At 75.3% G+C, this 19,200-nt stretch carries 17 protein-coding genes; 5 read left to right on the top strand and 12 right to left on the bottom strand.

All coding sequences use genetic code 11. From position 1 onward, the window contains the following. Nucleotides 1–27 precede the first annotated feature (27 nt). From ACFZCY_RS39430 to ACFZCY_RS39450, 5 genes are all read right to left on the bottom strand, one after another. Nucleotides 28–1,065, bottom strand: coding sequence for a DUF2891 family protein (locus ACFZCY_RS39430; RefSeq protein ID WP_391184875.1), 1,038 nt, complete (start codon nucleotides 1,063–1,065; stop codon nucleotides 28–30). Then, nucleotides 1,062–1,706 carry a pyroglutamyl-peptidase I gene (gene pcp / locus ACFZCY_RS39435; RefSeq protein WP_391184878.1) on the bottom strand — a complete coding sequence of 215 codons (645 nt, stop codon included), beginning with the start codon at nucleotides 1,704–1,706 and terminating at the stop codon, nucleotides 1,062–1,064. The genes ACFZCY_RS39430 and pcp overlap by 4 nt, the downstream gene beginning before the upstream one ends. A 25-nt stretch (nucleotides 1,707–1,731) precedes the next feature. After that, the gene (locus ACFZCY_RS39440; protein WP_391184881.1) at nucleotides 1,732–2,700 is read right to left on the bottom strand and encodes a 5-oxoproline transporter, DUF979 family subunit; all 969 of its coding nucleotides are present in this window, start codon (nucleotides 2,698–2,700) and stop codon (nucleotides 1,732–1,734) included. Then, nucleotides 2,697–3,419, bottom strand: a complete 723-nt coding sequence (locus tag ACFZCY_RS39445) for a 5-oxoproline transporter, DUF969 family subunit (protein ID WP_391184884.1) — start codon at nucleotides 3,417–3,419, stop codon at nucleotides 2,697–2,699. The genes ACFZCY_RS39440 and ACFZCY_RS39445 overlap by 4 nt, the downstream gene beginning before the upstream one ends. 124 nt (nucleotides 3,420–3,543) lie before the next feature. Beyond that, on the bottom strand, nucleotides 3,544–4,242 hold the full coding sequence (locus tag ACFZCY_RS39450; protein WP_391185012.1) for an FCD domain-containing protein: 699 nt from the start codon (nucleotides 4,240–4,242) through the stop codon (nucleotides 3,544–3,546). Nucleotides 4,243–4,436: 194 nt separating this feature from the next. Between ACFZCY_RS39450 and ACFZCY_RS39455 the strand changes: the two genes are divergently transcribed. Genes ACFZCY_RS39455 through ACFZCY_RS39465 form a run of 3 tightly spaced genes read left to right on the top strand, consistent with a single transcriptional unit; the run spans nucleotide 4,437 to nucleotide 6,783 of the window. Further along, on the top strand, nucleotides 4,437–5,204 hold the full coding sequence (locus ACFZCY_RS39455) for a 5-oxoprolinase subunit PxpA (protein ID WP_391184887.1): 768 nt from the start codon (nucleotides 4,437–4,439) through the stop codon (nucleotides 5,202–5,204). Beyond that, nucleotides 5,201–5,875 carry a carboxyltransferase domain-containing protein gene (locus ACFZCY_RS39460; RefSeq protein ID WP_391184890.1) on the top strand — a complete coding sequence of 225 codons (675 nt, stop codon included), beginning with the start codon at nucleotides 5,201–5,203 and terminating at the stop codon, nucleotides 5,873–5,875. Before ACFZCY_RS39455 ends, ACFZCY_RS39460 begins: the two co-directional genes overlap by 4 nt. Then, a complete protein-coding gene (locus tag ACFZCY_RS39465; protein WP_391184892.1) occupies nucleotides 5,872–6,783 on the top strand; it encodes a 5-oxoprolinase/urea amidolyase family protein in 912 nt (303 codons plus the stop codon). The genes ACFZCY_RS39460 and ACFZCY_RS39465 overlap by 4 nt, the downstream gene beginning before the upstream one ends. Here ACFZCY_RS39465 and ACFZCY_RS39470 read toward each other — a convergent pair. Together ACFZCY_RS39470 and ACFZCY_RS39475 are read right to left on the bottom strand one after the other, a co-directional pair. Continuing rightward, on the bottom strand, nucleotides 6,741–7,028 hold the full coding sequence (locus ACFZCY_RS39470) for a CDGSH iron-sulfur domain-containing protein (RefSeq protein ID WP_391184895.1): 288 nt from the start codon (nucleotides 7,026–7,028) through the stop codon (nucleotides 6,741–6,743). The genes ACFZCY_RS39465 and ACFZCY_RS39470 overlap by 43 nt on opposite strands. Next, the gene (locus tag ACFZCY_RS39475) at nucleotides 7,018–7,698 is read right to left on the bottom strand and encodes a HemK2/MTQ2 family protein methyltransferase (protein WP_391184897.1); all 681 of its coding nucleotides are present in this window, start codon (nucleotides 7,696–7,698) and stop codon (nucleotides 7,018–7,020) included. The genes ACFZCY_RS39470 and ACFZCY_RS39475 overlap by 11 nt, the downstream gene beginning before the upstream one ends. A gap of 164 nt (nucleotides 7,699–7,862) precedes the next feature. Here ACFZCY_RS39475 and ACFZCY_RS39480 point away from each other — a divergent pair, with 164 nt between their 5' ends. Both ACFZCY_RS39480 and ACFZCY_RS39485 read left to right on the top strand, forming a co-directional pair. After that, a complete protein-coding gene (locus tag ACFZCY_RS39480; RefSeq protein WP_391184900.1) occupies nucleotides 7,863–9,467 on the top strand; it encodes an FAD-dependent oxidoreductase in 1,605 nt (534 codons plus the stop codon). A 23-nt stretch (nucleotides 9,468–9,490) separates the two neighbouring features. Beyond that, the gene (locus ACFZCY_RS39485) at nucleotides 9,491–10,513 is read left to right on the top strand and encodes an iron-containing redox enzyme family protein (protein WP_391185015.1); all 1,023 of its coding nucleotides are present in this window, start codon (nucleotides 9,491–9,493) and stop codon (nucleotides 10,511–10,513) included. On the opposite strand, the gene ACFZCY_RS39490 is transcribed toward ACFZCY_RS39485, so the two are convergent. The 5 genes from ACFZCY_RS39490 to ACFZCY_RS39510 form a co-directional block, all read right to left on the bottom strand. Further along, nucleotides 10,426–10,797: a WhiB family transcriptional regulator gene (locus tag ACFZCY_RS39490; RefSeq protein ID WP_391184903.1), complete on the bottom strand. Its 372-nt coding sequence runs from the start codon at nucleotides 10,795–10,797 to the stop codon at nucleotides 10,426–10,428. The two genes, ACFZCY_RS39485 and ACFZCY_RS39490, sit on opposite strands and share 88 nt — an antisense overlap. Before the next feature lie 201 nt (nucleotides 10,798–10,998). Continuing rightward, entirely contained in the window at nucleotides 10,999–14,601 is a 3,603-nt protein-coding gene (locus ACFZCY_RS39495) for a hydantoinase B/oxoprolinase family protein (RefSeq protein ID WP_391184907.1), read from the bottom strand. Next, complete coding sequence (locus tag ACFZCY_RS39500) at nucleotides 14,598–16,799, bottom strand: GDSL-type esterase/lipase family protein (protein WP_391184910.1); 2,202 nt, start codon at nucleotides 16,797–16,799, stop codon at nucleotides 14,598–14,600. Before ACFZCY_RS39500 ends, ACFZCY_RS39495 begins: the two co-directional genes overlap by 4 nt. Next, on the bottom strand, nucleotides 16,796–17,986 hold the full coding sequence (locus ACFZCY_RS39505) for a glycosyltransferase (RefSeq protein ID WP_391184913.1): 1,191 nt from the start codon (nucleotides 17,984–17,986) through the stop codon (nucleotides 16,796–16,798). The genes ACFZCY_RS39500 and ACFZCY_RS39505 overlap by 4 nt, the downstream gene beginning before the upstream one ends. After that, on the bottom strand, nucleotides 17,983–19,125 hold the full coding sequence (locus ACFZCY_RS39510) for a glycosyltransferase (RefSeq protein ID WP_391184916.1): 1,143 nt from the start codon (nucleotides 19,123–19,125) through the stop codon (nucleotides 17,983–17,985). The genes ACFZCY_RS39505 and ACFZCY_RS39510 overlap by 4 nt, the downstream gene beginning before the upstream one ends. Nucleotides 19,126–19,200: the final 75 nt, after the last annotated feature.

A 19,200-nucleotide genomic window follows, 5' to 3' on the forward strand; every position in this document is an offset into this window, starting at 1 on the left:
CGTTCCCGAGTCCGCCCGTCAGCCCGGTCAGCCCGGCGGGCCGTCGAGGGCGAGGGCGGCGAAGGTGGCGATCCAGTGGTCGCGGGTGAAGTCCCCGGTGACGGCGTGCGGAAGCCCGGCGGCCAGGTGGTCGCGGGCCGCGCCGTCCAGTACGGGGACGCGGCGGTCGTCGTCCGGGAGAGCGGCGGACAGGCGGCGCAGCGCGGCGGCCCGGCTGAGAGAGAGCCCGAGGAGATGGCCGATCTGCGGGTCGGCGGGGTCGGTGACGACGGGCGGGTTGAGGAGGGTCGGGTGGGCGCTGTGGGCGAGGCCGGGCAGGAAACGTTCCAGCCAGGTCGCGAACTCCTCGCGCGGCAGCACCCGGCAGACCGCCTCGGCCTCGGTGAGCGCCGGGGACAGGAAGTCCTGGCCGGAGGGCTCCCAATGGGCAGGCGCGTCGCAATCATGGGCGAACCAGTCCATAACGGCACGCTCGACGGGTTCGGTGAGCGCCGCGACACCGGCTGCGGGCGCGCTGTCCAGGATGAGGCCGAGGGCGAACGCGCTGTTGGCGTGGACTCCGTGCCGTACCGGATGGGCGGCCTTTCCCAGCCAGCCGCACAGGAGTTCCGCGACGGCGTCGGCAGCCGGTGCGAGCGCTTCCGCCCAGCGCTCCCCCGCCGCTCTCAGGTCCCCGTCGAGGGACCGGCATTCGGCGGTCAGCGCCAGCAGCCAGGCCCAGCCGTAGGGGCGTTCGAAGGAGGGGTGAGCGCGCAGGTAGTCGGCCTCGGCGGTGAGCTGGGCGGCCGTGAGATGGCCGTCCAGGACGTCGATGATCTCACCGGTGGGGACGCGGTCGGGGCAGCGGCGCAGCAGCCGGACCAGCAGCCAGTGCATGTGCACCGAGGAGTGCCAGTCGTAGGAGCCGTAGAACGCCGGATGGTACGTGCGGGGCGGCACCAGGTCCTCGGGCCCGCGCAGCAGGTGCTGGGGGGCGTAGGGGTAGGCCCGGGTGATGTTGGCGCGGGCGAGGGCGGCGAAGCGCTCCGCGTGACGACCGAGATCCCGTCCGTCCGCCCCGCTCAATGGACCGCGCCTTCGGCGATGCGCAGGTCCTTCTCGGTGCTCGCCGCCGCGACGGCGATCGCGCGGAGTGCCTCGGCGACCGTGGCGGCGGGCAGGGACGGCTCGTTCCGGTCCACGACCTGTTCGGGCGCGTACGGGACGTGGACGAAGCCGCCGCGCACGGCGGGCCGCTCGGTCGCGATCAGATGGGCGAGGCCGTAGAAGACGTGGTTGCAGACGAACGTCCCGGCGGTCTGCGACACGGAGGCGGGGATCCCGGCGGCGCGTACGGCGGCGACGCACGCCTTGACGGGCAGGGTTGCGAAGTACGCGGCGGGGCCGCCCTCGACGACGGGGCCGTCGACGGGCTGCTGTCCCGCGTTGTCGGGGATGCGGGCGTCGTTGACGTTGATGGCGACCCGCTCGACGGTGACGCCGGGGCGGCCTCCGGCCTCCCCCACGCACACCACCACCTCGGGATCGCTCTGCTCCACCGCGGCCCGCAGCTCGTCCAGGGCGGTGCCGAAGACGCAGCTGAGCCGGGCGGTGGTCACGGTCAGACCGGGCGGCGGGTCGGCGGCGACCAGGGAGACGGCCTGCCACGAGGGGTTGACGGACGACCCTCCGAAGGGGTGGAAGCCGGTGAGCAGCACTCGGGTCATGGTGGCCTCCTCAGAAGGCGGAAGATCAGAAGGCGAAGAGCGAGATGATGGCGACGTTGCAGACGAGCAGCGCACCGGCGGTGGGGATCTGCGCCTTGATGGGACCGTACTGGTCCTTGAGTTCGAGCAGGGCGGCGGGCACCAGGTTGAAGTTGGCGGCCATGGGGGTCACGAGCGTTCCGCAGAAGCCCGCGAGCATGCCGACGGCGAGGACGACGGGCGGGTCGCCGTGCATCTGCTGGATGAGCACCGGCCAGCCGATGGCGGCGGTCATCACCGGGAACGCGGCGAACGCGTTGCCCATGACGATGGTGAACAGGGCCATGCCGACGCAGTAGACGGCCACGGCGATGTACTTCTGGCCGTCCGGAAGCAGCTGTTCGGTGATCTTGCCGACCTGGGTGCCGACCCCGGCCACCTGGAAGATCGAGCCGAGGACGGCGAGCAGTTGGGGCAGCAGCAGCGCCCAGCCCATGGACTCCAGCAGGCTGCGGCCGGAGTGCAGCGGGACCGAGGGCCTGCGCTCGCGGACCACGGCCATGGCGACGAGCAGTCCGGCGATGGCGCCGAAGCCGAGGCCGAGGATGGTCTCGCTGCCGGTCTCCAGGACCGGTTCGCCGCCGATGTGCCACTCCTTGACGGCCGAGGCGCAGACCACCGCGACCAGCGGGATGGTGAGCGCCGGGATGAACAGCCTGCTGCCGAGCCGGGCGGCGATGGCGGTGCGCTCCTCGGCGGTGGTGGTGCGGGGGACGCCGCGGCCGGTGAGCCCGAAGCCGCCGAGACAGGCCATGGCGAGGACGGCGAGGCCCAGCGGTTCGGCCGGGGCCTGCTTGTGGACCACCCAGGTGCTGTAGAGGAAGCAGGCGCCCAGCAGGCCCCAGAAGGCGGCCGAGCCGTACCGCTTGGGGTTGCTGCGGTCGACGGCCATCTGGGCGGCCATGGCCAGGAAGACGGCGCCGACGAGCCAGTAGAACCACTCGGCCTTAATCACTTGGCCTCCTCCGCGGTGCGGCTGCCCACGGCAGCGGACGGGCCGCCGGCGGCGGCGAGGTCGTTCTCCAGGGTGCGGTCCAGCCGCAGCAGCCGGGCGCCGTGGATGAGGAAGGCGCAGACGGCGGTGGGGATGGCCCACAGCGCGAGCTGCAACGGCTCCAGATGGGTGTGGTACGTGGTGTTGACGAAGCCGGTGATGAGCAGGATCGAGCCGATGGCGAGGAAGCAGTCCTCGCCGAAGAACAGCCCGACGGTGTCGGCGCTGGCGGAGTACGAGCGGACCCGCTCGCGCGCCCGCTCGGGCAGGGCGCCGTGGCGTCGCTCCGCGGCGCCCTCGGCCATCGGCGCGACCATGGGGCGCACGCTCTGCGCGGGTCCGCCGATGCTGGTGAGGCCGACCGCCGCGGTCAGCTGGCGGATCAGCAGATAGAGGGCGAGGAAGCGGCCGGTGGTGAGCTTGCCGAGCCGTCCGATGAGGGTCCGGGCCTGTTCCTGGAGGCCGTTGCGCTCCAGGAGACCGATGACCGGAAGGGTGATGACGAAGATCGTCACCGAGCGGCTGGAGGCGAAGCCGTCGCCGAACGCGGCCAGGATCTCCTGGGGCGAGAGCTTGCCCAGAAATCCCGTGGCGATCCCGGCGACCCCCACCACCAGCAACGGATTGCGTCGTGTGGCGAATCCGAGGATCACCACGAGGACGCCCAGGAGCACGATCATGCGTCCCGCCTTTCCGCGCACAGGACCTCACGGGGGGCGTGAGGAGAATGCACCGGAGGCTAGAACTTTGTTGAACGATCCGACAAGAGGTTGAGGCCGTCTTATTGGTGGTGCGCCGGATCGTTCACCTTTGGGAGACCTGTTGCGCGTAGGCGCCGGACAGCTGCGCCTGGGAGTCGTCCAGGTACGAGGCGAGCAGCCGCTCGGCCTCCACCGCGTCCCCGGCCTGCAGCACCTCCAGGATCTGCCGGTTGCGCACCAGATAGGGCGCGTGGAAGCGGCGCGGATCGTCCATCACGTGGAAGACCAGCCGCAGTTCGGCCAGCACCGCGCGCATCAGCTCATCGGCGCGGGGACTGCCCGCGAGCCCCGCGACCGCCTGGTGGAAGCGGATGTTGGCGGTGGCCAGGTCCTGCCAGGCCCGGTCCCGCGCGGCGCGTTCGCCCGCCGCGACGGCCGCCTCGAGCGCGGCCAGCGGATAGGGCGGTTCGCCCAGGCCCCGTACGGCTGCGCATTCGACCATCCCGCGCACCCGGTAGATGTCGTGGAGGTCGTCGACGGTGACGATGCGCACGAAGACGCCCCGGTTCAGCTCGTGCACCAGCAGCCGTTCGTGGGTGAGCAGCCGGAACGCCTCCCTGAGGGTGTTGCGGGAGACCCCCAGCGCCCCCTTGACGCTGTCCTCGGACAGCCGGGTGCCGGGCGGGAAGAAGCCCTCGGCGATGCGGTCGCGCAGGATGTCCGCGACGCGCTCGGCGGTGCTGGTGCGCCCCAGCAGGGCCCGGTCGGCCTCCAGTCCGGCGACTCCGGCGACCTCGGACACGTCGGACGCCTCGGTGAGCCGCCGCTCCACGCCATGTGTCCCGTTCGACCCGTTCGCGGTATTTGTCACGCGCTCTCCCTCTGTGACGTCTCATCCGGCGAGTTCGCCCCGTATGACGAGAAGTGAAGCCCAGATTCGAAAAGGCGACAACAACTTCTTGTCGGATCGTTCAACGATCGCTAGCTTGTGATGCCATGGCGAATCCGACGATCGACCTCAACGCCGACCTCGGCGAGGGCTTCGGCCGCTGGCAGCTCACCGACGACGACGCCCTGCTGTCCATCGTCACCAGCGCCAACGTCGCCTGCGGCTTCCACGCGGGCGACCCCTCGACGATGCGCCGGGTCTGCGCGCTGGCCGCCGAGCGCGGCGTCCGTATCGGGGCCCAGGTCTCCTACCGCGACCTGGCGGGCTTCGGGCGGCGCGCCATGGACGTACCGCCGCGCGAACTGGCCGACGAGATCGCCTATCAGATCGGCGCGTTGGAGATCTTCGCCCGGGCCGCCGGGACGCGGGTGGCCTACGTCAAACCGCACGGCGCGCTCTACAACCGCAGCGTGCACGACGCGGCGCAGGCCGCCGCCGTGGCCGAGGGCATCACGCTGGCGGCGGACGGGCCGCTGCCCGTGCTGGGCCTGCCCGGCTCCCGGCTGCACGAGGCCGCCCGCGCGGCCGGACTGCCGGTGATCGTCGAGGCTTTCGCCGACCGCGCGTACACCGCGGCGGGCACGCTGGTGCCGCGCGGCGAGCCCGGCGCCGTCGTCTCCGACCCCGACACCGTCGTCAAGCGCGCCCTGGGCTTCGCCCGCGACGGGGCCGTCACCTCGGTCGACGGCCGGCGGATCGACATCGAGACGCGCTCCCTGTGCCTGCACGGCGACACCCCCGGCGCGGCCGAACTCGCCCGCCGGGTACGGAGCGAGCTGGCGGCCGCGGGCGTGCGCTTGGCGGCGTTCGCGTGAGCCGCGCCGAGGTGACCTGTCTGCCGGTCGGCGACCATGGACTGCTCCTCGAAGTCGGCACCGGCGAGGCCGTGGAGGCCCTGCACGCCGAACTGCTGCGCCGCGCCGCGGCCCGTACGCTGCCCGCCGTCCGGGAGATCGTGCCCGCCGCGCGCACCGTGCTGCTGGACGGCGTCGCCGATCCGGCCGGTCTCGCCGCCGAGCTGGCGACCTGGGAGATACCGCCGCCGGTCCGCGGCGGCGAGGAGGCCGTGGAGGTCGCCGTCCGCTACGACGGGCCGGACCTGACGGATGTCGCCGGGCTGTGGGGCGTCACGCCCCAGGAGGTGGCCCGGATTCACTCGGAGACCGAATTCCGCGTGGCGTTCAGCGGTTTCGCCCCCGGCTTCGGCTATCTGACGGGACTTCCCGAGCGGTTCCACGTACCGCGCCGCGCCACCCCCCGGACCCGGGTCCCGGTCGGCTCGGTCGCCCTCGCGGGCCCGTACACCGGCGTCTATCCGCGCTCCTCCCCCGGCGGCTGGCAGCTCATCGGAACGACGGACGCGGTGCTGTGGGACACCGCGCGGGAACCGGCGGCGCTCCTCGTCCCCGGCGCCCGGGTCCGTTTCGTACCCGTCACCCAGGACACCGTCACCCCGGGCACGGCACCCGACGGGGGCGCGCCGTGACGGACAGCGCCTTCTCGGTGGTGCGGGCGGGCGCGCTCACCACCGTCCAGGACCTCGGCCGGGCGGGCCACGCCCATCTCGGCGTGCCCCGCTCCGGCGCGCTCGACCAGCCCGCCCACCGGCTCGCCAACCGGCTGGCCGGGAACCCGGACGGGGCCGCGACCCTGGAGACCACGCTGACCGGCTGTGCCGTACGGCTGCGCCGCGCGACCACGGTGGTGGTCACCGGCGCGCCCTGCCCGGTCACCGTCGACGGCCGTCCCGCCGCGTGGGGGGCGCCGGTCCGGGTCCCGGCGGGCGCCGTGCTGGAGGCCGGGGCGGCCACCCACGGGGTGCGCTCCTACGTGGCGTTCGACGGCGGTGTGCACGCCGACCCGGTGCTCGGCAGCCGGGCCACGGACGTGCTGTCCGGGCTCGGCCCGGCGCCGCTCGCCGACGGCGCCGTGCTGCGCCTCGGCCCCCCGTACGGACCGGCGCCGGGCGCGGACTGCGCGCCCCTGGGGAACGTCGTATCGGAGCTGGTGCTTCCGGTGGTGCTCGGCCCGCGCGACGACTGGTTCACCGCCGCCGGGCTGCGCACCCTCACCACCGGCCGTTTCCGGGTCTCGGCCGCGAGCAACCGGATCGGGCTGCGCACCGAGGGCCCCGCGCTGGAGCGCGCCAGGGACGGCGAGCTGCCCAGCGAGGGCATGGTGCTCGGCGCCCTCCAGGTGCCGCCCGACGGCCGCCCGGTGCTCTTCCTCGCCGACCATCCGACGACCGGCGGCTACCCCGTGGTGGGCGTCGTCCCGGAGCCGTATCTCGCCGCCGCGGCACAGGCCGTCCCCGGTACCCCGGTGCGGTTCGCCCCGCCGCGCCGCCCGGGTCAGCCGTCCCCGGTGTCCCGGGTGCGCACCGGGCGGCGGTGACTGGTGTCGCACCAGGGGTAGCGGCCGCTGCGCCCGCAGGCGCACACCGCCACCATCACCCGGTCGGAGCGGACCGTGGTGCCGTCCGCCAGGACGACCTCCACCGGCCCCTCGACCAGCAGCGGGCCCCCGGGATCGACGACGACGCGCCGGGCCGGGGCCCGGGCGGCGGCGCCGGGCTCGGCGGGGCACCGGGCGCCGGGCTCGTCGGGCGCCGGGCCGGCGGGGGCCGGGTCAGCGGGCACAGCTGCTGCACTCGGTCGTGCGGATGGCACGGATCACCACCAGCTCCTCCTTGTCCTCGCCCGGGCCGATCAGCCCCCGGGCGACCAGCCAGGGGCTGTGCCGCAGCAGCACGGGCCCGAACGGGATGACGCGGCGTGCGGTCACATCCGCGTGCAGACCCTGCGCGGCCAGCCGCTCCAGCGTCGTTCCGACGCCGCTCAGCGCGGACTGCACGAGCAGCAGCACCCCCCGCGGGCGCAGCAGCCCCGGCATCCGGTCGCACAGCCGGTCCAGCATCTCCCGGCCGTCCGGCCCGGCGTTCCAGGCGCGGCCGCCCGCGGCCCGCTGGAAGGGGCGGGAATGGCGCGAGGGCACATAGGGCGGGTTGGCCAGGACGACGTCGAAGCGCCGCCCGTGGGCCACGGACGCCAGCTCACCGAGGCGGACCCGCACCGGCTCGCCGTGGAGCCGGGCGTTCAGCCAGGCTGCCAGCACCGCGCGCGCCGAGACGTCCACGGCCTCGACCCCCGCGGCTCCGCAGCGCGCGGCGAGGACCGCCAGCGCACCGGTACCGGTTCCGATGTCCAGCACCTGGGCGCCCGGTACGCCGGGCTCCCGGCGTACCGCCTCGGCCAGCAGGGCGGTGTCGTCCTGCGGCGCGTACACCCCTGGAGGCGCAATCAGTCGCATTCGTCCCAGGTACCTCATCCGCACCGGTCGAAACCGGGCCGATGTGCCCGGCCGGGTGCGTCGGCCGGGCGATCGGGGGCACTCGGCGGGCCCGCGAGAGCGGGGAAAACCGGCAGTGAGAGCGGCGGAAGAGCGGCGGAAGAGCGGCGGAAGAGGAGCGGTCGATGACGAGTCTTCCCACCGGGTTCGCGCCCGCGTCGTACTGGATGGAGTCCGCCCCGGGCCCGGCGTATCCGGCCCTGGAGCCGTGCCCCGAGCACGCCGTCCCCGAGGTCGAGGTCGCGGTCGTCGGCGGCGGCATCGCGGGGATCTGCACCGCCTGGGAGCTGGCGCGGGCCGGGCGGCAGGTGGCGCTGATCGAGGCGGACCGGCTGGCCGCGGGGGCGACCGGCCACACCACGGCCAAGGTTTCCGCCCTGCAGGGGCTCGCCTACCAGGACATCCGCGCCTCGCGCGGCGAGGAGGCGGCGCGGCTGTACGCGGCGTCCCAGCTCGACGCGGTGGACCGGATCGGCCGGGTGGCCGCCGAGCTGGGCATCGACTGCGATCTGGAGCGGGCCCCGGCGTACACCTACGCCGAGAGCGAGGAGTCCCTGGACGCGGTGCGGGCCGAGGCGGAGGCGGCCGAGGCGGCCGGTCTCGACGCCTCGTTCACGACGGAGACGGATCTGCCCTTCCCCGTCGCGGGCGCGGTCCGGGTCCCGGACCAGGCCCAGTTCCACCCCCGGAAGTACCTGCTGGTGCTGGCCGAGGACCTGGTCGCGCGTGGCGGCCGGATCTATGAGAACTCGCGGGTCATGGGCCTGGGCGAGGGCCACCCCTGCCGTCTCACCACCGACCGCGGAGCGCGGATCCGGGCCCGTGAGGTCGTGGTCACCACCGCCTACCCGATCTTCGACCGGGCGCTGCTCTTCCCCCGGCTGAAGGCGCGGCGCGAGCTGGTCGTCGCCGCGGTGCTGCCGGAGGACCGCGCCCCGCGCGGCATGTACCTCACGCCCGAGGACGACACCCGGTCGGTCCGTACCGCGCCCTACGGCGAGGGGCGGCGGCTGCTCGTGGTCACCGGGGAGAAGTTCACGCCCGGGGTGGGCAGCGTCGAGGGCCGCTACGAGCGGCTGATCTCCTGGACGCGGCGGCGCTTCCCCGGCGCCGAGCCCGCGTTCCGCTGGGCCGCGCAGGACAACTGGACCACCGACCACGTGCCGTACGTGGGCCCGCTGCACCCCGCCGCCCGGCACGCGTACGTGGCCACCGGCTTCGCCGGATGGGGCATGACCGGCGGTGTGCTCACCGGGCGGCTGCTGGCCGCGCGGCTGGCGGGTGAGCCGCTGCCGTGGACGGACCTCTACGATCCGCGGCGGCTGAACCCGCTGCGCGAGGCCCCGGCGCTGCTGCGGCTGCAGGGCGAGGTGGCGCGCCACTTCTTCGGCGACCGGATCTCCGGGGACGGCGCGGACGCGGTCGGCGACATCCCGCCGGGCGGCGGGGCGGTCGTGCGCGTCGGGGCGGGGCAGCGCGCCGTGCACCGCGACGAGGAGGGGGCGCTGCACGCCCTGTCCGCCCGCTGCACCCATCTGGGGTGCCTGGTGCGGTTCAACGACGCCGAGCGGACCTGGGAGTGCCCGTGCCACGGGTCCCGCTTCGGCGTCGACGGCAGCGTGCTGCAGGGCCCGGCGGTCCGCCCGCTGGAGCGCTACGACGACATCGGCGAAGGCCACGGTCCCGGCCCGGACGGGCACGACGGGCCGAAGGGGAAGGGTGAGCGGTGACCACCAGCACACGGAACACGGCCCTGAGCGAGACGCCCGGAGCGGCATCCGGCGCGGCGTCCGGTCCGCCCGGGCTGCCGGAGGCCCGCGGTCCGCTGTCCGCCGCGGTCCGTACCGCCCTGCTGCAGGCCCCGCCGCCGGGCGGGCTGCCGGAGGCCGGGGACGCCGATCCGTTCGGCGAGGACCTTCAGCTCGCGCTGTACCTCGCGTACGAACTCCACTACCGCGGCTTCGCGGGCGTCGACGAGGCGTGGGAGTGGCAGCCGGATCTGCTGCGGCTGCGGGCCGCGCTGGAGGACCGGTTCCTGGGCGCGCTGCGCGAGGCGGTGCCCGGTGGCGCGGATGTGGCCGGTGCACTGGACGGGCTGCTGGCCGAACCGCTGGACGCGCCCGGCGTCAGCCACCACCTCCAGCGCCGGGGCACCTGGGGGCAGACGCGCGAATATCTGGCGCACCGCTCGCTGTACCAGCTGAAGGAGGCCGATCCGCAGGCGTGGCTGATCCCCCGGCTGACCGGACAGCCCAAGGCGTCACTGGTGGCGGTGGCGTTCGACGAGTTCGGGGCGGGCCACGGCGACCGGGTGCACGCCCGGCTGTTCGCCGAGGCGATGGAAGGGGCCGGGCTCGATCCGGGGTACGGCCGCTACCTGGACCACGCCCCCGCCGAGACCCTCGCCACCGTCAACCTGATGTCGCAGCTCGGCCTGCACCGCTCGCTGCGGGGCGCGATGGCCGGGCACTTCGCCACCCTGGAGATCACCTCGTCGCCCGGCGCCCGGCGGCTGGCCCGGGCGCTGGAGCGGCTGGGCGCCGAGCCCCGGTGCGTACGGTTCTTCACCGAGCACATCGAGGCCGACGCGGTGCACGAGCAGCTGATGCGCCGGGACGTCATCGGCGGCTTCCTCGCGCAGGAGCCGGACCAGGCCCCGGCCGTCGTCTTCGGGATCCAGGCCACCGACTACCTGGAGGCGCGCTGGTCGGACCGCCTGCTCGGGGCGTGGGCGGCCGACCGCCCGTCCCTGCGCCTGCCGCTGTGCGACGGCTGACCGCCGCGCGGCGGGGCGCCCGGGCCCGGCGAGGGTGCGCCGCGCGCCTGCCGCCGCTCCCGGCGGCGCAGCACCCGGCGTTCCTCCTCGTCGGTGCCGCCCCACACGCCGTGCGTCACGCCGGTGTCCAGCGCGTACGCGAGGCATTGGTGGATCACCGGGCAGCGGTGGCAGACCTCCTTGGCCTGGGCCTGCTGCGCCTGGGCCGCGGGTCCGGCCGCCCCCACCGGGAAGAAAAGCTCGGGGTCCTCGTCCACGCATGCCGCGCTCTGCCACCAATCCATGACTGCCCCTTCTGTGGTGCGTCCTGGTGAATTCCCGCCCTCGCCCACGCGGGTGTACCGCATCCAATGGGTGGTCATGAGGGCACGCAGCCGACCTCGCGCACAAGGCTTGGCGGGCTTGACAGAAGTCGGGTTTCCCACCCCCGCGGCCGCAAACGGGGTTGATCGCGCCAAAACGGCGGCGGAGGCGGCGAGCGGCCGTCAGCCCCGTGCCGGGCCGTAACCGCCGCCGCCCGGGGTGTGGACCACGAGGACGTCGTCCACACCGACGTCGGCCGCGTCGCAGCCCTTCAGCCGGTCCACCGAGCCGTCGGCGCGCTCGATGAGGTTGGCGCCGAGCGCGCCCGGCGCGCCGCCCGCCATGCCGTACGGGGCGACTCGGCGGTGGCCGGTGAGCAGGGCCACCGTCATCGGCTCCAGGAAGCGGATGCGGCGGGTGACGCCGTGGCCGCCGCGCCAGCGGCCGCGGCCGCCGCTGTCCCGCCGCACCTCGAAGCTCTCCACCCTGACCGGATAGCGCCACTCCAGCACTTCGGGGTCGGTGAGCCGGGAGTTGGTCATATGGGTCTGCACGGCGTCGGCGCCGTCGAAACCGTCGCCCGCGCCCGAGCCGCCGGCCACCGTCTCGTAGTACTGGACACGGTCGTTGCCGAAGGTGACGTTGTTCATGGTGCCGGAGCCCTCGGCCTGGACGCCGAGCGCCGCGTAGAGGGCGCCGGTGACGGCCTGGGAGGTCTCGACGTTCCCGGCGACGGTGGCGGCCGGGTACACCGGGGCCAGCATCGAGCCCTCGGGGATGCGGACCTCCAGGGGTTTCAGGCAGCCGCTGTTGAGCGGGATGTCCTCGGCGACCAGGGTGCGGAAGACGTACAGCACGGCCGCCATCACCACCGAGCTGGGCGCGTTGGCGTTGCCCGGCTGCTGGGGTGACGTACCGGCGAAGTCCAGGACGGCGGCGCGGCCCGTGCGGTCGACGGTGACGGTGACGCGGATGACGGCCCCGCTGTCGGTCTCGTAGGCGCAACAGCCGTCCCGGAGGGCGCCGACGATACGGCGCACCGATTCCTCGGCGTTGTCCTGGACGTGGCGCATGTAGGCGTGCACGACGTCCAGGCCGAACTCGCCGATCATGCGGCGCAGTTCCTGGATGCCCTTCTCGTTGGCGGCGATCTGGGCGCGCAGATCGGCGAGGTTGGCGTCCGGGGCGCGGGAGGGGTAGGGCCCGGCGGTCAGCAGCTCGCGGGTCTCGCGCTCGCGCAGCGCGCCGTCCCGTACCAGCAGCCAGTTGTCGAAGAGCACGCCCTCCTCCTCGATGGTGCGGCTGAAGGCGGGCATGGAGCCGGGGGTGATGCCGCCGATCTCGGCGTGGTGGCCGCGGGAGGCGACGAGGAACAGCAGCTCCGTCCCGCCGTCGTCGAAGACCGGGGTGACGACCGTGACGTCCGGGAGGTGGGTGCCGCCGTGGTACGGGTCGTTGATGGCGTAGACGTCGCCCGGCCGCATGGTCGCGCCGTTGCGCCGCAGCACCTCCTTGATGGACTCGCCCATCGATCCCAGGTGCACCGGGATGTGGGGGGCGTTGGCGATCAGGTTGCCGTCGGCGTCGAACAGGGCGCAGGAGAAGTCCAGCCGCTCCTTGATGTTGACGGAGTGGGCGGTGTTCTCCAGGCGCAGGCCCATCTGTTCGGCGATGGCCATGAAGAGGCTGTTGAACACCTCCAGCATCACCGGGTCCACCTCGGTGCCGACCGCGGCCGTGTGCGGCCGGGGCCGGACCCGGGTGAGCAGCAGATGGCCGCGGTCGCCCAGGGCCGCCTGCCAGCCGGGGTCGACGACGGTGGTGGCGTCGTCCTCGGCGATGACCGCGGGGCCGGTGAGGGTGTCCCCGGGGCGCATCCCGGCGCGTTCGTACAGGCCGGTGTCCTGCCACCGGCCCGCCGTGAACATCCTCGCGGTCGCCACCGGCGCCAGGGCGCCCTTCCTGGGCGGCGGTTCCACGGCGTGGCCGCCCGCCGGGCCCGCCGCGCCGACCGCCTCCACCGACACCGCCTCCATCACGAGCGGCTTGTCCATGGTGAAGGCGTAGCGCGCGCGGTGCGCCCGTACGAAGCCGTCGGTCATCGCGGCGGCGGAGTCCAGCGGGACGGGGAGGGCGGCGTCGGTGCCCGCGTACCGCAGATGGACCCGGGCCGTGGTGCGCACGCTGTCCCCGGGGACGCCGTCGGCCAGCAGCTCGTCGCGGGTCCGGCCGGACAGCCGCGCGCACAGCTCGCGCACCTGAGGCAGCGACTCCTCGCTCAGCTCCCTCTCCACGGCCTGCTCGCGCATCGCGGTGGCGTCGGCGACCCCGATGCCGTACGCCGAGAGCACCCCGGCCAGCGGCGGCACGATCACCGTGCTGATGCCGAGGGCGTCCGCGACCGCGCACGCGTGCTGGCCGCCCGCGCCGCCGAAGCTGGTGAGCGCGTAGCGGGTGACGTCGTGACCGCGCTGCACGGAGATCTTCTTGACCGCGTTGGCCATGTTCAGCACGGCGATGTCCAGGAAGCCCGCCGCGACCTCCTCCGGGCCGCGCCGGTCGCCGGTCGCCTCCGCGATCTCCTCGGCGAGGCGGGCGAAGCGCTCCCGTACGGTGTCCGCGTCGAGCCGCTGGTCGGCGTGCGGGCCGAAGACCGCCGGGAAGTGGGCGGCCTGGATCCGGCCCAGCATCACGTTGGCATCGGACACGGTCAGCGGGCCGCCGCGCCGGTAGCAGGCGGGGCCGGGGACGGCACCGGCCGAGTCCGGGCCCACCCGGTAGCGGCGCCCGTCGAAGTGGAGCACCGAGCCGCCGCCCGCCGCGACGGTGTGGATGTTCATCATGGGCGCGCGCATCCGCACCCCCGCGACCTCGGTCCCGAAGATCCGCTCGAACTCGCCCGCGTAGTGCGACACATCGGTCGAGGTGCCGCCCATGTCGAAGCCGATGACCTCGGTGTGACCGGCCTCGGCCGAGGAGCGCACCATGCCCACGACACCGCCCGCGGGCCCCGACAGCACCGCGTCCTTGCCCCGGAAGTGCGCGGCCTCCCGCAGCCCGCCGTTGGACTGCATGAACATCAGCCGGATGCCGCGCAGCTCGGCGGCCACGTCCTCGACGTAAGCGCGCAGGATCGGCGAGAGGTACGCGTCCACCACGGTGGTGTCGCCGCGCGACACCAGCTTCATCAGCGGGCTCACCTCGTGCGAACAGCTCACCTGCGTGAAGCCGAGCGCGCGGGCCGCCTCGCCCACCGCGCGCTCGTGCGCGGCATACCGGTAGCCGTGCGTCAGGACGACCGCGGCGCTGCGGAAGCCGTCACGGTGGGCGGCGCGCAGCGCCTCGGTGGCGGCACCGAGGTCCAGGGGGCGTACGACGCCGCCGTGCGCGTCCACCCGCTCGGGCACCTCGATCACCCGGTCGTACAGCGCCTCCGGCAGCACGATCCGGCGGTCGAACAGCCGCGGGCGGTTCTGGTACGCGATGCGCAGCGCGTCCCGGAAACCGGCCGTGACGACGAGCACCGTGGGCTCGCCCTTGCGTTCCAGCAGGGCATTGGTGGCGACGGTGGTGCCCATCTTGACGACGGCGATCCGGTCGGCCGGAACCGGCTCGTCCGGCCCGAGCCCCAGCGTCTGCCGGATCCCGGCGACGGCCGCGTCCATGGTGCGCTCGGGATGGTGGGACAGGAGCTTGCGGGTGACCAGGCGGCCGTCCGGGCGCTTCCCGACGACGTCGGTGAAGGTACCGCCACGGTCGATCCAGAATTCCCAGCGACCCGTCATCCCGCCATTGTCGCAGCGTGTGGGGTTGTTGTGCCGAGCTCGACCGGTGTCGCCCGGGGCAGCGCGGCGAGCGCGGCCAGCGCGGCCCGGCGTTCCTGCCCGTCGAGCAGCTGTCCGGTCCCCCGCACCCGGTGGCGGACCTCCTGCGCCGCCAGCGCGAGGAGTCCGGGCAGCAGATCGGTACAGCGGTCCACGACCCAGCGCGTGCCCCGGGTCGCCATCCACCAGGCGCTCCCGGCCCGCGAGGGCGCCGGGCCGTCGAGCGCCGTGGACGGCGGGTCGCCCATGGCGATCCCGCGGGCCGTGAGCGCGGTGTGGAACTCCCGCGCCAGCAGCCGGTGCCCCAGCTCGCTCGGATGCAACCGGTCCACGCTCCACGCCGCGCGGTCCGTGACCCAGCCGTGCTCGGTCAGCTCCACATGCACGGCGCCGTACCGCCCGGACAGCGCGTGCACCACCGTGTTGACGGCCCGCATACGGCGCCCCAGCGGCCGGGCGAGCGCGTCCGGCAGCCCCAGCATCCGGCCCGGATCGGGCAGGCACGCGGTGAGCACCACCGTCCCGTCGGCGCGCAGCGCGCCGATCGTGGCGTCCAGTGCCTCGGCGACCCGGCGGATGTCGAAGGTGTCGCGCAGGGTGTCGTTCATGCCGACCACGACGGACGCGAGATGCGGACGGGCCCGGCGGGCGGCGGTCAGCTGCTCACCGGCCACGTCGGCGGCGAGCGCGCCGCTGCGGGAGACGTTGACGAAGTCGACGGGCTCCCCGTGCGGCCCCGCCGCCCCCGCCAGCAGCGCCGCCCACCCCCGCCACCCGCCGCCGGTCACGGGGTCCCCGAGCCCCTCGGTGAGCGAGTCGCCGAGCGCGGCGAACCGCGTGGTGGGCACGGCCGGGGCGCCCCCACCGACGAGCGGACGGCCGGCGGCCTCGGCGCGGCGGATCTGCGGGCGGCCGGCGGCCCCGGCGTGACGGACCTCCGGAACCGCCGGGCCACCGGGCACGACGCGCGCGTCCGGAGCGGCCGGTGCGGGCAGCGCCGCGCCCGCGGCCGGGGCGCGGTCGCCCACGGCGTCACCACCGGCAGACGGCCACCCGGCCGCCCCCGCACCGTGGATCTCCGGCACCACCGCCGCACCCACCGGGGCAGCGGGTGCGGGTGCGGGCAGCGCCGCGCCCACGGCCGGGGCGCGGTATGCGGGGTCCGCATACGAGTCGCGCACGGCACCAGCACCGGCGGGCACCCGCCCCTCGCCCCTCGCAGGGCAGATCTCCGGCACCACCGGCTCGCCCGCAGGGCCTCCGGGGGCAGCAGCAACGGCCCGGCGCGCGTCCGGAGCGCCCGGTGCGGGCAGCGCCGCGGCCGCGGCGCGGTCGCCCACGGCGTCACCACCGGCAGACGGCCACCCGGCCGCCCCCGCACCGTGGATCTCCGGCACCATCGGCCCGCCCGCCGGGCCATCTGGCGCAGCAGCAACGGCCCACCGGGCGTCCGGGGCAGCCGGTGCGGGCAGTTTCGCGCCCACGGCCGGGGTGGTTGCGGCATCGCCGTCGGCCTCCGGCACTGCGGGCGCCGCCCGGCGGACCGGACCGCTCGGCGCGGCGGGCGGCGGGCCGGTCGCCGCATCGGCGGCCGACACCGCCGGGCAGCGGCCGTTCCCGATCGGTACGGCCGAGCGGGCGGAGCCGTCCGGAGTGGGGCGCGCCCCACGTCGGGCGGCCGCCGGGCCGGAGGGGACCACGTGCCGGGGCGGTGATGCCGGGCCCGGCGGCACGGCGCTCCCCGAGGCCGCCATGCGGCCGCTGCCCGGGGCACACGTCCGGTCGGCGGACTCGGCGGGCCGGGCCTGCTGGGCGACCGTGTCCGCCTCCGAGGTCGACGACGCGGACGGATCGGCGCCGGCACCGCCGTGCCCTCGTGCGGCAGCACCCGGAACCGCTCGACCGGCCGCGCCCACCGGCGCCGGGATGACGGCCGGACGGCTGGGAACCGGCCCGGCGGAGGCCGGGGCACCGGCCTCAGCGGCCGCGTCCGGAGTGGGCCGCGTGTCGGTCCGGCCACTCACGGCATGGGCGGCGCGTCCGTCGGGCGCGGCGGCGGCCGCCGCGAGCCGGCCGGTCCGGGCGCCCGGGGCCGTCGTACCGCCGGGCGTGGTCGCAAGGTGCGGCCGACGGGCCGGGTGAGCGCCGGGTGCGCTCACCGGGCACCGCCGACCGCCGTGCGGGCCGGGATACGGCCGTCGGGCCGGGGGCGGGGCACGTCGTGGGCGGCCAGGAAGGCGTCGACCGCCGCGGGCCAGCCGTAGCGCTCGGCGCGGGCCCGGGCCGTGGCGCGGCGTACGGGCTCGGGGCGGGCCAGGATCTGGGCGACGGCGTCCGCGAACGCCGCCCCGTTGTCGGCCGCCGTCGCGCCCGCCGGGCCGACGATGTCGGGGAGCGCGGACAGGGCGCTGACGACCACGGGCGACCCGCACGCCAGTGCCTCCAGCGCGGCCAGCCCGAAGGTCTCCGCCGGGCCCGGGGCGAGGACGACGTCCGCGCTCGCCTGGAGCGCGGCCAGCCGGGTCCGGTCGCCGACATGGCCGAGGAAGGCCGCCGGAAGCCCCTCGGCGCGGGCGCGGGCCTCCAGCCGGGCGCGCATCGGGCCGTCGCCCGCGACGACGAGCGCCGCCGGGACGCCGCGCCGCCGCAGCTCGGCGAGGGCGTCGAGCGCGCGGCCCGGCCGCTTCTCGGGCGACAGGCGGGAGCACATGGCGAGCAGGACCGCGGCGCCGCCACGGTGGTGCTCGCGCAGGGCGCCGTCGTAGTGGGAGGGGTGGAAGTGGCCGAGGTCGACGCCCAGGGGGGCGCGTACGACATTGCGCGCGCCGATGCGTACGAACTCGCGCTCGGCCCACTCCGTGGTGCAGACGACCCGTGCGTACGCCCTCGCGGTACGGCGGTTCAGCCGGTCGGCCGCGCCCCGGGCGGCCGCCTCGGGCACGCCCCAGGTGCGCAGCACGGCGTCGGCGCTCTCGTGGGAGACCATCACGGCGGGCACGCGGGCGCGCCGCGCCCACTCCCCCGTCCAGCGCAGCGTGGTGCGGTCGGAGACCTCCAGCCGGTCGGGCGCGAGCCCGTCGAGCAGCCGGGCCAGCCGCCGCCGGTCGGTCAGCACCCGGTAGCCGCCGGTGCCGGGCACGGAGTGGCCGGGGAGGGTGATCACGCGGCCCTGGCGGGTGTGCTCGTCCGCGTCGCGCTCCCCCGGCACGATCAGGACGGATTCGTGCCCGGCCGCCTGGTAGCCCGCGCCCAGCTCGCGCAGCGCGGTGCGCAGGCCGCCGGAGGAGGGGGTGACGAAGTTGGCGAGCCGGACGATGCGCAGCGGCCCGTGGGTGTGGCCGCTCATGCCGCCACCGCCGTACGGGCCATCAGGACCTCGGCGTAGTGGTCGATCAGCTGGTCGACGATCGCCTCCCAGGTACGTCCCTCGACCGCCTCCCGGCCCGCCTGCCCGAGCGCGGCGCGCTTCCGGGGGTGGGCGGCGAGGAGGGACACGGCGTCGCGTACCTCGTCCGCGTCGCCGGGCGGCACCAGCAGTCCGGTACGGCCGTGGTCGACGAGGTCGAGCGGGCCGCCCGCGGCGGGCGCGACCACCGACACGCCGCTGGCCTGCGCCTCCTGCACGGTCTGGCAGAAGGTCTCCTGCGGACCGGTGTGCGCGAAGACGTCGAGGGAGGCGAAGACGCGGGCCAGCTCGGTGCCGGTCCGGCGGCCGAGGAAGCGGGCGCCGGGCATGGCCGCGCGCAGCGCGGGCTCGCTCGGCCCGTCCCCGACCACGACCACCCGGACGCCGGGCAGCGCACACAGCGGGGCCAGCAGCTCGACGTTCTTCTCGGGCGCCAGACGGCCGACGTAGCCGACGATCAGCTCGCCCCCGGGGGCCAGGGAGCGGCGCAGCTCCGGGTCGCGGCGCGAGGGGTGGAACCGCTCGGTGTCGACGCCGCGCGGCCACAGCGCGATCCGCGGCACCCCGTGCTCGTCGAGGTCGCGGGCGGCGGCGGTGGACGGGGCGAGGGTGCGGTCGGCGGCGGTGTGGACGGCCCGTATCCGGCGCCAGGCCGCGTTCTCGCCCGCGCCGAGGTATGTACGGGCGTAGCCGCCCAGGTCGGTCTGGTAGACGGCGACGGCGGGGATCCGCAGCCGCAGCGCGGCCGTCATCCCGCGCGCGCCGAGCACGAAGGGGCTGGCCAGGTGGACGAGATCGCTGCGGTGCGCGGTGATCGCTGCGGCGAGCCGGCGGCTGGGCAGCGCGACCCGCACCTGCGGATAGCCGGGCAGGGGCAGGGAGGGGATCCGGACGACGGGGAACGGATGCGCCCCGTCGATGTCCCCGGTCGCGTCGGGCGACCCGTCGTGCGGGCCCGCGGGAGCGATGACGAGCGGCTGGTGGCCGCGCCGGTGGAGATGCTGGGCGGTCTGGAGCGTGCAATGAGCGACGCCGTTGATGTCGGGCGGGAAGGATTCGGTCACGATGGCGACTCGCATACCGGTGTTGTCGGCGTACGAAGGGTGGCCCCGGCATCGTGCACCTTGCGCGCCGTGAAACGTCCCGTGAGCGTT

This window comes from Streptomyces sp. NPDC007983, from assembly GCF_042958345.1.
In the GTDB taxonomy this organism is placed as follows: Bacteria; Actinomycetota; Actinomycetes; order Streptomycetales; family Streptomycetaceae; genus Streptomyces.

Excerpts from the sequence above, each read along its gene's own strand:
- ACFZCY_RS39495 (WP_391184907.1), bottom strand. The coding sequence starts at position 14,601 with ATGACGGGTCGCTGGGAATTCTGGATCGACCGTGGCGGTACCTTCACC.
- ACFZCY_RS39455 (WP_391184887.1), top strand. The coding sequence starts at position 4,437 with ATGGCGAATCCGACGATCGACCTCAACGCCGACCTCGGCGAGGGCTTC.
- ACFZCY_RS39475 (WP_391184897.1), bottom strand. The coding sequence starts at position 7,698 with ATGCGACTGATTGCGCCTCCAGGGGTGTACGCGCCGCAGGACGACACC.
- ACFZCY_RS39445 (WP_391184884.1), bottom strand. The coding sequence starts at position 3,419 with ATGATCGTGCTCCTGGGCGTCCTCGTGGTGATCCTCGGATTCGCCACA.
- ACFZCY_RS39505 (WP_391184913.1), bottom strand. The coding sequence starts at position 17,986 with ATGAGCGGCCACACCCACGGGCCGCTGCGCATCGTCCGGCTCGCCAAC.
- pcp (WP_391184878.1), bottom strand. The coding sequence starts at position 1,706 with ATGACCCGAGTGCTGCTCACCGGCTTCCACCCCTTCGGAGGGTCGTCC.
- ACFZCY_RS39480 (WP_391184900.1), top strand. The coding sequence starts at position 7,863 with ATGACGAGTCTTCCCACCGGGTTCGCGCCCGCGTCGTACTGGATGGAG.
- ACFZCY_RS39490 (WP_391184903.1), bottom strand. The coding sequence starts at position 10,797 with ATGGATTGGTGGCAGAGCGCGGCATGCGTGGACGAGGACCCCGAGCTT.
- ACFZCY_RS39510 (WP_391184916.1), bottom strand. The coding sequence starts at position 19,125 with ATGCGAGTCGCCATCGTGACCGAATCCTTCCCGCCCGACATCAACGGC.